This is a genomic window from Paraconexibacter sp., assembly GCF_059438195.1.
The window spans coordinates 1-13,606 of the sequence record NZ_JBLKKY010000090.1 but is presented as its reverse complement, the minus strand read 5'-3'; the positions used below and the strand labels follow the sequence as shown (position 1 = coordinate 13,606).

Below are 13,606 nucleotides of genomic sequence, written 5' to 3'. Positions count from 1 at the left end.
GCGAGATCCAGTCGGGCGAGTTCGCCCGCGAGTGGATCGCCGAGAACCGCGCCGGCCAGGAGAACTTCAAGCGCATGCGCGCCGAGCAGGCGGCGAAGCCGATCGAGAGCACCGGCAAGGAGCTCCGCGGCATGATGGCCTGGATCGACGACTCGGGCTTCGCGCAGGGCTGAGCGACGTACGGCGATCCGGCGACGCTGGGCGTCGCTGGTTCGCCACACGCTCAGTGTCCTCGGCACGTGTGGAGAGCTGACGACGCGCGGCGTCGCCGGATCTCCACACGCTGCGGGACGCACGCGGGGCGGAGGGCGAGCGAGCGCAGAAGGAGAAGGTGCGCCGCAGATCAGCGAGCGACCGTGATCGGGCACCTGCTGGTCGCGTGAAGGCGGGACGTGACGTTCCCGGAGCGGCGTCGCGAGACGGCCGGAGGCCGGCTTGCGGAGCGCAGGGGAATGTCACGTCCCGCCCCCACCGAAGCCTCGGGCACCGCCGCTTCACCGGCGCTCGCCCCCCGATTCGCTAGGGTGAGGCGCGCCGTCGCGACTGGCGACACCGAGGTGGAACCAACCACCGTGGAGCGGCGGCGCGAACACCGCCGCGCGCCTGGGCAACCCCGTCGACCCTCGTCCCCGCGGAGGCCTCCCAGTGACCGCCACCACGCTTCAGATCCCGTCGGACCTCCTGCCGCAGGACGGCCGCTTCGGCTGCGGTCCCTCGAAGGTCCGGCCCGAGCAGCTCGCCGTCCTCGCCGGCCCCGGTGCGGCCGTCATGGGGACCTCGCACCGGCAGGCGCCGGTGAAGGACGTCGTCGGGCGCATCCGCCGCGGCCTCGCCGAGCTCTTCTCCCTTCCCGAGGGCTACGAGGTCGCGCTCGGCAACGGCGGCACGACCGCGTTCTGGGACGCCGCCGCGTTCGGCCTCGTCCGCGAGCGCTCGCTCCACCTCCAGTACGGCGAGTTCTCCTCGAAGTTCACGAAGGTCTGCAAGGGCGCGCCGTTCCTGCAGGACCCCGTCGTCGTCGAGTCCGAGCCCGGGAGCGCGCCCGCGCCGCGGGCCGACGCCTCCTGCGACCTCATCGCCTGGGCGCACAACGAGACGTCGACGGGCGTCATGGTCCCGGTCGCGCGCCCGGAGACCGATCCCGCCCACCCCGCCCTCGTCGCGATCGACGCCACCTCGGGCGCGGGCGGACTCCCGCTCGACGCCACGCAGGCCGACGTCTACTACTTCGCGCCGCAGAAGTGCTTCGCCGCGGACGGCGGCCTCTGGCTCGCGCTTCTCAGCCCCGCGGCCATCGCGCGCATCGAGGAGATCGGCGCTTCGGACCGCTGGGTCCCCGAGTTCCTCTCGCTCACGACGGCGCTCGACAACAGCCGCAAGGACCAGACGTACAACACGCCCGCGGTCGCGACTCTGCTCCTCCTCGCCGACCAGGTCGAGTGGATGCTCTCGCTCGGCGGCCTCGACGGGTGCGTCGCGCGCACGACCGCTTCGTCCTCGCACCTCTACGGCTGGGCGGAGGCGTCGGAGTTCGCGACGCCGTTCGTCGCCGACCCGGCGCAGCGCTCGCTCGTCGTCGGGACGATCGACTTCTCCGAGACCGTCGACGCCGCCGAGGTCGCGAAGACCCTGCGCGCGAACGGAGTGGTCGACGTCGAGCCCTATCGCAAGCTCGGTCGCAACCAGCTCCGCGTCGGTCTCTTCCCGGCGATCGAGACCGCCGACGTCGAGGCGCTCACCGCCTGCGTCGACTGGGTCGTCGAGCGCATCTCCGCGTGACGTGCCGCCGATCCGCCGCGCCGCCCGCCCCCGCATCTTGACCGCCTGCCATCGCCCGAGGAGCGAACGAGAATGAGCACACCCGAGAAGCCCCGCGTCCTCGTCGCCGAGAAGATCGGCGACTCCGGCATCGCGCTCCTGCGCGAGCACTTCGACGTCGACGTGAAGACCGAGTGGGCCGACGGCGAGCTCGCGGCCGCGATCGGCGACTACGACGGCATCCTCATCCGGTCCGCGTCGAAGCTCACGGCCGACGTCCTCGAGCAGGCGGGGAACCTCAGGGCGATCGGCCGCGCCGGCGTCGGGGTCGACAACGTCGACGTGCCGGCGGCGACGAAGCAGGGCATCGTCGTCGCGAACGCGCCGCAGTCGAACGTCGTCACCGCCGCCGAGCACACGCTCGCGCTGCTCCTCGCGCTCGCGCGCAACGTGCCGCAGGCGCACGCCGCGCTCGTCGCCGGTCGCTGGGACCGCTCGAAGTACTCCGGCGTCGAGGTCATGGACAAGACGCTCGGCATCCTCGGCTTCGGCCGCATCGGCCAGCTCGTCGCGCACCGCGCGCAGGGCTTCGGGATGCACGTCGTCGCCTACGACCCGTTCGTCGGGGCCGAGCGGTATCGCGACCTCGGCGTGGAGAAGGCCGAGACGAGCGACGACGTCTACCGCGTCGCGGACTTCATCACCGTGCACCTCCCGAAGACGCCGGAGACCGAGGGCTGGCTCGACGCCGACGCCTTCGCGAAGATGAAGGACGGCGTCCGCATCCTCAACGTCGCCCGCGGGCCGCTCATCGTCGACGAGGACCTCGTCGCCGCCCTCGACAGCGGCAAGGTCGCCGGAGCGGCGCTCGACGTCTTCCGCAGCGAGCCGATCACCGAGCACCCGCTCTTCGGCCGCGACAACGTCGTCGTCACGCCGCACCTCGGCGCCTCGACGGCCGAGGCGACCGACCGCGCCGGTTACCAGGCCGCCGAGCAGGTCGTCGCCGCTCTCACCGGCGGCGCCGTGACGACCGCCGTCAACGTCCCCTCCGTGGGCGCGGAGGACCTCGAGGTGCTCGGGCCGTTCCTCCCGCTGTGCCGCAGGCTCGGGCGCCTCGCGGTCGGGCTGGCGGACGGCGCCTCGATCGACCGTCTCGAGGTCGAGATCCTCGGGCGCATCGGCGAGCGCGACGCCCGCCCGCTCGTCCTCCACGTCCTGCTCGGGGCTCTCGAGGGGCACACGGAGGAGGACGTCAACGAGGTGAACGCGCCGTCGCTCGCCGACGAGCGCGGCATCGAGGTCGAGGAGACCCGCAGCACGACGGCACGCGACTTCACCGACCTCGTGCGGGTCACGGTCGTCTCCGGGGACGCGCGCTCGCGCGTCGTCGGCACGACGCTCGGCCGGCACGATCGGCCGCATCTCCTCGAGGCGTGGGACAACCGCTTCAACGTCCAGCTCGACGACCACGTCGCCGTGTTCCGCTACCGGGACGTGCCGGGGATGATCGGCAAGGTCGGCGGCGTCTTCGGTGCTGCGGGCGTGAACATCAACCAGGCGGCGGTCGGTCGCACGCGGGCCGAGGACGACGACCTCGCCGTCATGGTCATCACGACCGACGCCCCCGTCCCGCAGTCGGTCATCGACGAGATCGTCGAGGTCGACGGCTTCGTCGCCGGGCGCGCGATCACGTTCTGAGCTGCTCTCGACGCCCTGTTTGACAGGGCGTCACGGCGCCGGTTTCCCATCGGTCGCCGGAAAAAGATCCGCGTCACCTGTCAGATCTGCTCGAATCGCGCGACCAAGCAGGTCGGCAGGGGCGGCTGGGAGCCGTCCGCGTTCCAGCAGGAGGTTCCACCATGCAGGAGTTCACTCGGCGGCTGCGTGCCGCCGGCGCCGTCGCGGCGCTCGCCGCGGCCGCGGGCCCCGTCGCGGCCGCGCAGGCGGACGTGAAGGGATGGTCGTTCGAGCCGCCGCTCTTCTCGGTCGGCGACATCCACGGCCAGGCGGGCTGGAGCAAGACCGGCCCGTTCGACTCGGCCGTCGCGGCGAACCCCGGCGGGCATCCGTTCGGGGCGCAGAGCCTGCGCATCTCGAACGCCGTGACGTCGGGGTCGTTCGGCGACCAGACGTTCGCGCCGTCGCTCGTCGACGCCGCGGGTGAGACGACCTCGGTCGACCGCGGCGGCGCCTCCGGCGGCGTGCGGCAGACGACGTTCGAGGCCTCGTTCCGGGTCATGCCGACGCAGACGACCGAGCAGCCGGGGCTCTTCCTCTCGGTGAGCCCGGACAACGGTCTCGGCGACCGCATCAGCTACGTCGGCCTCTCCGACAGCGCCGACGGCGTCGACGTCATCTTCTTCGACACGCCCGATCCGGCCGAGTGCTCTCCGGCCGTCGCGCCGAACTGCTTCATCGGCCAGGAGATCGCGAGCGACCTCGATCGCTCGGTCCCGCACCACATCCGGTTCAAGATCGTCTTCAACGATGGTCCGGACAACGACGTCGTCCAGGTCTTCGTCGACGGGGTCCTCGCGGTGACCGGCGAGACGTGGGAGAACTACTACCGCAACAGCCCCGAGCAGGCCGGCAACGGGAACGTCGTCGCCGCGACCGACACGCTCCTCTTCCGGTCATCGGGGACCGCGGCTGCGGGCACGTCGGGTGAGGGCTTCCGCTTCGACGACGCCCGCCTCGAGTCCTACGGCGGTCCGAGCGGCCCGGTGGGCCCGCAGGGCCCCGCCGGCCCGACGGGTCCCACGGGTCCGACCGGCCCGACCGGTCCGAGCGGGCCGAGTGGTCCGTCGGGCCCGACCGGCCCCACGGGTCCGACGGGTCCCACCGGTGCTCCCGGTGTCCCGGTCCCGGTGGCCGTGCCCGTGCCGGTCGTCGCCGGGGCGAGCGACGCGGCCCACCCGGTGAAGCTCGAGAAGTTCACGGTCCTCGACGCGAACCGCAAGAACCCGACGCGCCTGCGCATCCAGGTGACGTGCCCCGAGGGCGCGGGCCTCTGCTCCGGCCGCGCCGTCTTCCGGATCGGCAAGAACACGGTCGGGCGTCGCGATCTCGATCTCGACGCGGGCGAGAGCGGCAAGATCACCGTGCGCCTCGGCCCGATCAACCGGCAGCGGCTCGAGCGTGAGGACGGGAACTTCCGCGTCATCGCCCTCACCCGCAACCGCGTCGGCATCGCATCGCGCGTCACCGATTCGCGCGGCGCCCAGGCCGCGCGGCGGCGGGCCGGCGAGAAGGCGCGCAAGGCGCGGGAGGCGGAGAAGGAGGCCTCCTCCTCGCAGAAGAAGTAGCCGTGGCGCCGGGGGCGGGCCGCGAGAGCCCGCCCCCGATGCGCCTTGGCGCCCTCGCGGGCCGGTGTTAATCTTCGACGCCGATGTCGTTCCGGCTCGATCTCCGACTTCTCCTCCTCCCCCCTCGGGGGGAATGACGCGTGGCGGCCGCGATGCCGCGAACCGAAGCCGAGAAGCTGTAGAGACCGAAGCCCGAGGAGAACGAACGACATGCCCGATCACGTAGTCCCGACGCCCGACGCCCGACCCGACGACGACGGCCGCGTCCTCATCTTCGACACGACGCTGCGCGACGGCGAGCAGTCGCCGGGCATCTCGCTCAACGCCGCCGAGAAGCTCGAGATCGCGCAGCAGCTCTCACGGCTCGGCGTCGACATCATCGAGGCGGGCTTCCCGATCTCGTCGCCCGGCGACTTCGAGGCCGTCCGCGGGATCGCCCGCGAGGTGCAGGGGCCGATCATCGCGGGCCTCGCACGTGCGAACCCGCAGGACATCGAGCGCGCGTGGGAAGCCGTCCGCGACAGCGAGCGGCCGCGCATCCACACCTTCGTCTCCACCTCGGACATCCACATCCAGCACCAGCTCATGGCGACCCGCGAGGACGTGAAGGGCCTCGCGCGCGCGTCCGTCGCGCAGGCGCGTGAGCTGTGCGAGGACGTCGAGTTCTCGCCGATGGACGCGACGCGCGCCGACGTCGAGTTCACCGCGGAGGTCGTCCAGATCGCGATCGACGAGGGCGCGACGACGATCAACATCCCCGACACGGTCGGCTACGCCGTGCCGGACGAGTACGCGAACTTCCTGCGCCGCCTCGCCGAGCTCGCTCCCGGCCTCAAGGACGTCGTCCTGTCGACCCACTGCCACGACGATCTCGGCCTCGCGGTCGCCAACTCGCTGCACGGCGTGCTCGCCGGGGCGCGACAGGTCGAGGGCGCGATCAACGGCATCGGCGAGCGCGCCGGCAACGCGTCGCTCGAGGAGTTCGTCATGCTCCTCCACACGCGCGGCGGGGAGCTCGGCCTCCACACGAACGTCAACACGACCGAGATCGCGCGCACGAGCCGCCTCGTGAGCCGGCTCACCGGCTACCCGGTCCAGCCGAACAAGGCGATCATCGGGCGCAACGCGTTCGCGCACGAGTCCGGGATCCACCAGGACGGCGTCCTCAAGGAGCGCTCGACCTACGAGATCATGGACGCGACGACGGTCGGCCTCGACGCGAACTCGATCGTCCTCGGGAAGCACTCCGGCCGGCACGCGCTCAAGTCGGCGCTCGAGGACCTCGGCTACCCGATCGACGGCCAGACCCTCAACACGGCCTTCAAGCGCTTCAAGGAGCTCGCGGACAAGAAGAAGCAGGTGACCGCGATGGATCTCGAGGCGCTCGTCACCGACGAGCTGCGCCAGGAGATCCCCGGCTACTCGCTCGAGTGGTTCGACGTCGAGGCCTCGAGCCGCCGTCCGCCGCACGCGAGGGTCGGCGTCTCGACCCCCGAGGGCGAGCTGCGCGAGGGCGAGTTCACCGGTGACGGCCCGGTCGACGCCGTGTTCCGCGCGATCAACGCGGCCTCGGGCATCGACGCGCGCCTGCGCGAGTTCCGCGTCGACGCGGTGACGGGCGGCCAGGACGCCCTCGGTGAGGTGAGCGTCGTCGTCGAGCTCGGCGACCCGGACGCCGCCGTCGCGACCGGACCTCCCGGCGTGCTCGCCGGCGAGCGCGTGACGGGGGCGGGGCAGGCCGTCGCGACCGACATCATCGAGGCGGCGGGCGAGGCGTACGCCCGCGCGCTCTCGAACGCCGTCCGGCGGGCCCGGGCGGCCGCCGAGGCGCCTGCCGAGACCCGCGCGGCGCTCCTCGCGACGCCGTAGCGCCCCCCGCTCAGGGTCTACACCGAGATCCCGGCCCGACGGACCGGGAAAACGTGGCAACCACCGCGCCGCAGGTCTACGATGCGGCGCGGTGGGAGCGGCGCCCGACACCGGGGCAGGGGAGAAGCGCGTGAGCGATCTCCTCGCCGCGGCTCGCTCCGCCCTCGGCGCCGGCGATCACCTCGGCGCTCTCGACCTCTCCGCGCAGGCGCTCGTCATCGACCCGCGATCGGCCGACGCCGCGCAGATGGTCGCCGCCGCGCGCGAGGGCCTCGACCGCACGGGCGCCTCCGGCGTCGAGCTGCGCCAGCTCACGATCGTCGCGGTCGACATGATCAGGTCGACGACGATCGCCGCGCGCGTCGGCCCCGAGACCTACCGCGAGCTCATGCTCGACCTGTATGGGGTGTGTGTCGACGCGACCGCGCGCTACGAGGGCCGCGTGACGAAGTACGTGGGTGACGGCGTCCTCGCCCAGTTCGGCCATCCGATCGCCCACGAGGACGACGCCCGCCGCGCGACGCTCGCCTCGCGCGCGATCCTCGAGGGCGTCGAGCGTCTCGGGGACCGCTGGGAGGACCGGCTGGGGGAGAGGCCCGCCGTGCGCATCGGCCTCGATGCGGGCCCCGTCGCGGTCGGCCGGGTGGGCGCGAGCCCGTGGTCGTTCGACGAGATCGCCGGCGACCCGCCGAACGTCGCCTCGCGGGTGCAGGCGACCGCCGACCCGTCCACCATCCGCGTCACGGAGGCGGTGCGCCGCCTCATCGCCGGGTGGTTCGACACCGTGCCGGTCGGCACGGTCGAGCTCCGCAACTTCCCGCGCCCGATCGCCCTCCACCGCGTCGTCAGGCCGACCGGCGCGGAGACGCGGCTCGAGGCGAGCATCCGCCCCCGACCGGCGCTCGTCGGTCGGGACGACGCCCTCGGCGTCCTCGCGGACGCGTGGCGCGCCGCGGCGGCCGGCGAGCGTCGCGTCGTCGCGCTCACCGGAGAGGCGGGCATCGGGAAGTCGCGGCTCGCGGAGCACGCCGTCTCGACCGCCGTCGCGGCGGGCGCGACACCGCTCGTCCTCTCGTGCTCGGTCATGCAGCGCCGCAGCCCGCTGCGTCCGGTGTCGCGCGCGCTGCGCCGGCTGCTCGGCGTCGGGCCCGCCGATCCCGCCGGCGCCGCGTGCGAGACGGTCGCGACCTGGCTGGCGGGCCTGCCCGGGGCCCCGGACGACGCCGAGACCGCTGCCGTGCTCGCACGGATCGCCGGCGCCGACGTGCAGGTCGACCTCGCGCCGGACCTCCTGCGGCGCCGGGAGTTCGACGCGGTCGTCCACCTCATCGAGGCGCTGGCAGCGGCCGGCCCGGTCATCGTCCACGTCGACGACCTCGACACGGCCGACCCCTCGACGGTCGAGCTCCTCGCGGCGCTGCTCGAACGGCCGCCGATCGGCCTCGTCGTGCTCCTCACCGGCCGTGGCTCCCTTCCCGACGTCGGTCACGTCGACGAGGAGATCCGACTGGGCGGCATCACGCCCGAGGCCGCGACGGCGCTCACGCGCAGCCTCGCCCCGCAGCTCCCGGCCGACGCCGTCGAGCGCATCGTCGCGCGCTGCGCGGGCGTCCCGTTCTACCTCGAGGAGCTCGCGTGGTCGTCGGCGGCGACGCCCGGCGACGTCGACGACGAGGCGGTCGCGCTCACGGCGTTCGTCGCGGCCCGGCTCGACGAGCTCGGACCCGATCTGCGCCGCCTCGTCGGCCTCACCGCGGTCGGCGGCGACGGCGTCGACGTCGACGTGCTCGCCACGCTCGCCGGCGTCCCGGCGGAGAGCCTCGAGCCCTCCCTCGCCGAGCTCGCCGGCCGCGGCGTCGTCGTGCGCGTCGTCGAGGGGACCGCTGATCGCATCCGCTTCCGTCACGACGTCCTGCGCGAGGTCGCCTACGAGACCATGCTCGCCCGCGACCGCGCCGATCTCCACGGCCGGCTCGCGTCGGTCCTGGCCGACCTTCCGCCGGGCCGCGTCCGGCCGGAGGACCTCGCGCACCACCGCGAGCTGGGAGGGGACCTCGTAGGCGCGGCGGGATCGTGGCTCGAGGCCGCGCGCGCGGCCGCGGCGGGAGGGGCGCACCGCGAGGCCGGCGGCTTCTTCTCGCGGGTCCTGGACCTGCTCCCGCGCATCTCGCCCGCCGACTGCCCGCCGTTCGAGCTCGAGGCCCAGCTCGGTCTCGGCGCCGCGCTCTCGACGACCGAGGGCTACACGTCGCCGCGCGCTCGCCGCGCGTTCGAGTCCGCCGCCGCGATCGCCGAGGCGCTCGAGGACTCCGTGCTCATCTTCCCGGCGCTCTGGGGCATCTGGACGTACTGGTTCGTGCTCGGCGAGCACGCGCGTGCGATCGCGCTGGGCGAGCGGTGCCTCGCGATCGCCGGTGCGAACCCGCGCGAGCCGCGGCTGCGGTGGGCCGCCGCGGCGATCGTCGGCTACCAGCGCCTCTACCTCGGCGACGCGGAGGGCGCGCGGGACGAGCTGCTCATCGCGACCGAGCACATCGGGAGCGAGCCGGTCGCCGACTTCCCGCAGGATCCCGGGATCGTGAGCTGCTCGGCGCTCGCGGCGGCCCACTGGCTCCTCGGCGACGAGGACGAGAGCACGCGGGCGGCGGCGCGCGCGCTCGCCCTCGTCGAGTCCCAGCCGCCGGGCGGGCGACGCTCCGCCTTCACCGAGGCGTGGGTCGCCTGCACGCTCGCGTGGCGCGCGCAGCTCGCCGGCGACGCCGAGGCCGCCCTCGGCCTCGCGGATCGCGCGCTGAGGATCTCCGCGGCCAACGGGTTCGCGACGTGGCTCGGCGCGGCGACGCTGCACCGCGCGATCGCGCTCTGCTCGCTCGGCCGGCTCGACGAGGGCCTCCCGATCCTCGACGCGGTCGTCGACGCGTGGAGGGCGACCGGCCGGGAGGCCGACGGGACGCAGCGCCACCCGGTGCTCATGACCCCCTACTTCGCCGGGCGCCGCGCCGAGTTCCTCCTCGTCGCCGGTCGGTCCGGCGAGGCGCTCGCGATCGTCGAGGATCTCCTCGCCTCGACGGCGGTGAGCGGAGAGCGCTTCTGGGACGCCGAGCTGCGCCGGGTCCGCGACGCAGCCCGGGCGGTCGGCCCGACCCAGGGGGCCGAGGCCTGATGCCGCTCCCCGCCGCTCTGCCCGACTACGTCGAGCGCGGGGGACGCCAGGTCTACCGGCCGCCGTACCGCGCGGACGACGTCGAGATCCGCGGGTTCGTCCTGCCGGCCGATCCCGACGCGATCGACGCGCTCCTCCAGCGTGATCTCGTCCTCCCGACCGGGGGAGCGCTCGACTACCGCTGCGCGCACCCGCACGTCGTGGTCACCCTCGCGACGATCGGCCGCATGCGGTCGGCGGAGCCGCCCGACGCCCTCCGCGGGCACATCCCCGAGCGCGAGCTCGCCGTGTGGTGCCTCGCCGCCGACATGACGGCGAAGGAGCGGCTCGTCTGGCACGTCCCGTACGTCTTCACCGACTCGGGTCAGACCGTCGCGACGGGACGCGAGGTCTACGGCTATCCGAAGCAGCTCGGTCACTTCGACGACGGCTTCACCACGGCCCTCGACGGTTCCGGGACGACCGTCGTGCGGGCGCTCACGCTCGACCCCTTCGGCCCTGCGCACGCGGCGTCGCTGCGGCCGATCGTCTCCGTGAGCAGGGCTCCCGGAGGCGGCGCGGCGCCTCCGGCGTCCTCCTCGTGGGTGGACGAGCTCTTCGCCTGGTTCCCGGGCGGGGCCTCCGTGTCCGTCGGCCTCCCGTCGACGGCGTCGCCGGCCGCCTCCGCGGCGATCACCCTCCCCGGCTCCCCGCCGCCGCCGTCCGCCCCGCCGCCGCCGCCGTGGTCGAAGCCGGTCATCGCCGCGATCACCGGAGCCCCTCTCTCGAGTGACCCCGACGCGCTCGCCACCGAGCTCGTCAAGAACCCCGCCCTCGTGTTCCTCAAGCAGTTCCGCGACGCCGCCTGCCCGACGAAGGCCTGCTACCAGGCCGTCATCGAAGCGCCGATCGCCGTCGACCCCGTCGGGGCGACCTACGACCTGCTCGACCCCGCGGAGTTCGGCCTCGAGGTCGGAGACCTCGCCTCGCATCCGCTCGCGAGCGAGCTCGGGCTTCCCGCGGGGAAGGCGCTCACGCCCGTCCGGGCGTTCCGCGCGACGCTCGCGTTCGGCATCCAGACGGGCATCGAGGTCTGGCGGGCGCCGACATGAGGGCGGCCCGGTGACCCTCCCGCGGGTCGTCGTCCTCGGCGGCGGGGTCGGCGCCGTCACCGCCGCCCTCGAGCTGTCGCGGCCCGGCTGGCAGAGCCGGTACGGCGCGATCACCGTCTACCAGCAGGGGTGGCGGCTCGGCGGGAAGGGCGCCAGCGGTCGCGGCGTCCAGCGGAGGATCGAGGAGCACGGGCTTCACATCTGGTTCGGCTTCTACGAGAACGCGTTCGCGCTCCTGCGGGAGTGCCACGACGAGCTGGACGCGCTCGCGCAGGCCGGGGTCCCGCGGTGGCCGCTCGCCGCGCAGTCGATGGAGGAGAGCTTCGCGGCCTGCGGGGACATCGCGCTCACCGACCACGACGGCTGCTGCTGGTCGAGCTGGGTCGCCGAGTTCGCGCGCTTCGAGGAGGACCGTCCGTGGCTCGTGCCGGACCCCAGGCCGCCGGCGGAGCGACCCGACCGCTGGTCGGTCGCGCACTACACGGCGCGGTGCCTGCGCCTCGCCGCCGACCTCCTCGAGTCCCTCGCGAGCGCGGAGGAGGACGCGTCGATCGTCGCCGGAGGCGCGGGCGCCGCCGATACGGCGCTCGGGGCGCTCGCCGGTGCGAGTCGGGGGGCGTGGCTGCTCCTCGACACCGGCGCCCGCGACGCGCTCGACGCCGCCGCCGACGTCCTCGACGCCGCGGCCGCGGCCGCGGGCGGGTCGGCGGCGCTCCTCGACGCCGCTGGGCCGGTCCTCGCAGCCGTCGATCTCGCGGTCGACGTCCTGCGCGGGCTCGGCGACGACGTCGTCCGGGGCTCGGACGCCGTGCGACGCGCGTGGTACGTCGCCGACGTCATGCTCGCGATCGCCCGCGGCGTCATCGAGGACGGGGTCCTCGAGTCCGACAGCTTCGCGGTCGTCGACGACATCGACTTCCGGGACTGGCTGCGCGCCAACGGCGCCGAGCGCGAGAGCGCGGAGTGCGCGCTGGTGCGGGGCGTCGTCTACGACCTCGCGTTCGCGTATCGCGACGGGGACCCCGCCCGCCCCGCGTGCGCGGCGGGCACCGCTCTTCGCGGCCTCCTGCGGACGTTCTTCACCTACCGCGGAGCGCTCATGTGGAAGATGCTCTCGGGCATGGGGGACGTCGTCTTCGCCCCGATGTACGAGCTCCTCGTGAAGCGCGGCGTCAAGGTCGAGTTCTTCCACCGCGTCGAGGAGGTCCGCGCGGCGAACGGACTCGTCACCGAGATCGAGATCGACGTCCAGGCCGAGGTCGCGCCGGGAACCGGCCCCGAGGACTACCTGCGGGTCGCCCCGGGGCCCGCGACGACCGCGGGGCCCGTGCGGCTGTGGCCGTCCGCGCCGACCGTCCCGCTCGCGCAGGCCGCCGCCGCGGCGGCCGCGCCCGAGGCGTTCGAGTCGTGGTTCGCGGACCGCGACGCCGCGCGCGTCGCGACGAAGGTGCTGCGCCACGGCGCGCCCGCCGACGGCTTCGAGGTCGTCGTGTTCGGGCTGCCGATCTCCACGGTCCCGCTCGTCGCCGGGGACCTCGTCGCCCAGTCGCCGCGCTGGCAGGCCGCCGTCGACCATCTCCGCACCGTCCCGACACAGGCGATGCAGCTGTGGCTCGACAGGCCCGCCTCGCAGCTCGGCGACCACGAGGACGGCACCATCGTCGGCGGCTTCGTCGAGCCGTACGACACCTGGGCGGACATGCCGCACCTCGTCTCCCAGGAGGACGTCCCCGCGGCGACGGTCGCCTACTTCTGCAACGTCCTCGCGGACGCGCCGCCTCCGCCGAGGGGCGCCGCCGGCACGTGGCTCGCCGAGAGGCGCGCGGTCGTGCGCGCGCAGGCGCTGCGGTTCCTGCAGCGCGACGTGGGCGTCCTGTGGCCGCAGGCGGTCGATCCCCTCACCGGCGTCCTCGACTGGGAGCGCCTCGTCGCGCCGCCTGGCGTCGTGGGGGAGGCCCGGCTCGACCATCAGTACCTCCGCGCCAACGTGGAGCCGTCCGAGCGCTACGTCCTCTCGGTCCCGGGCTCGGGCGCGCACCGGATCCACCCGGGCGAGACGGGCTTCGCGAATCTCGTCGCCGCGGGTGACTGGACGGCCTGCGTCATCGACGCGGGGTGCGTCGAGGCGGCGACGATCGGCGGGATGCGCGCCGCGAACGCCGTCCACGCCGCCTTCGGGGACCCTTCGCAGATCAAGCCGATCATCGGGGACGACGCCCCATGAGCAAGGAGAGACGCCATGCCGTCGCAGGGTGACCACGGGCGCGACGCGCCGCGCCGGAGGATCGATCCGCTCGCCGCCGGGATCAGCGACGGCGTCACGGCGGGCTACGAGGCGATCGAGCACGTCCTCGACGGCCTGAAGGAGAGCCTCGCGGTGCGTGGCCGCCCGCCGGGGGGCCGCGCGCCGCGGACCG

At 74.0% G+C, this 13,606-nt stretch carries 7 protein-coding genes, 1 pseudogene and 1 riboswitch; all 8 genes and pseudogenes read left to right on the top strand.

Annotated elements, in window-relative coordinates:
* Positions 1-173, top strand: a pseudogene (locus ACME2J_RS20375) (ketol-acid reductoisomerase); the annotation flags it as partial.
* 356 nt (positions 174-529) lie between these two features.
* Positions 530-616: riboswitch (ZMP/ZTP riboswitch) on the top strand.
* Positions 617-645: 29 nt separating this feature from the next.
* The gene (serC, locus tag ACME2J_RS20370; RefSeq protein WP_495546782.1) at positions 646-1,779 is read left to right on the top strand and encodes a phosphoserine transaminase; all 1,134 of its coding nucleotides are present in this window, start codon (positions 646-648) and stop codon (positions 1,777-1,779) included.
* 72 nt (positions 1,780-1,851) lie between these two features.
* Complete coding sequence (gene serA / locus ACME2J_RS20365; RefSeq protein WP_495546781.1) at positions 1,852-3,459, top strand: phosphoglycerate dehydrogenase; 1,608 nt, start codon at positions 1,852-1,854, stop codon at positions 3,457-3,459.
* Positions 3,460-3,620: 161 nt separating this feature from the next.
* Complete coding sequence (locus ACME2J_RS20360; RefSeq protein ID WP_495546780.1) at positions 3,621-5,066, top strand: hypothetical protein; 1,446 nt, start codon at positions 3,621-3,623, stop codon at positions 5,064-5,066.
* A gap of 210 nt (positions 5,067-5,276) precedes the next feature.
* A complete protein-coding gene (locus ACME2J_RS20355; protein WP_495546779.1) occupies positions 5,277-6,935 on the top strand; it encodes a 2-isopropylmalate synthase in 1,659 nt (552 codons plus the stop codon).
* A 91-nt stretch (positions 6,936-7,026) separates the two neighbouring features.
* Positions 7,027-10,098, top strand: coding sequence for an AAA family ATPase (locus tag ACME2J_RS20350; RefSeq protein ID WP_495546778.1), 3,072 nt, complete (start codon positions 7,027-7,029; stop codon positions 10,096-10,098).
* The gene (locus ACME2J_RS20345) at positions 10,098-11,189 is read left to right on the top strand and encodes a hypothetical protein (RefSeq protein WP_495546777.1); all 1,092 of its coding nucleotides are present in this window, start codon (positions 10,098-10,100) and stop codon (positions 11,187-11,189) included. The genes ACME2J_RS20350 and ACME2J_RS20345 overlap by 1 nt, the downstream gene beginning before the upstream one ends.
* A gap of 10 nt (positions 11,190-11,199) precedes the next feature.
* A complete protein-coding gene (locus tag ACME2J_RS20340) occupies positions 11,200-13,413 on the top strand; it encodes an NAD(P)-binding protein (protein ID WP_495546776.1) in 2,214 nt (737 codons plus the stop codon).
* Positions 13,414-13,606 lie beyond the last annotated feature (193 nt).

Excerpts from the sequence above, each read along its gene's own strand:
- serA (WP_495546781.1), top strand. The coding sequence starts at position 1,852 with ATGAGCACACCCGAGAAGCCCCGCGTCCTCGTCGCCGAGAAGATCGGC.
- ACME2J_RS20360 (WP_495546780.1), top strand. The coding sequence starts at position 3,621 with ATGCAGGAGTTCACTCGGCGGCTGCGTGCCGCCGGCGCCGTCGCGGCG.
- ACME2J_RS20355 (WP_495546779.1), top strand. The coding sequence starts at position 5,277 with ATGCCCGATCACGTAGTCCCGACGCCCGACGCCCGACCCGACGACGAC.
- ACME2J_RS20345 (WP_495546777.1), top strand. The coding sequence starts at position 10,098 with ATGCCGCTCCCCGCCGCTCTGCCCGACTACGTCGAGCGCGGGGGACGC.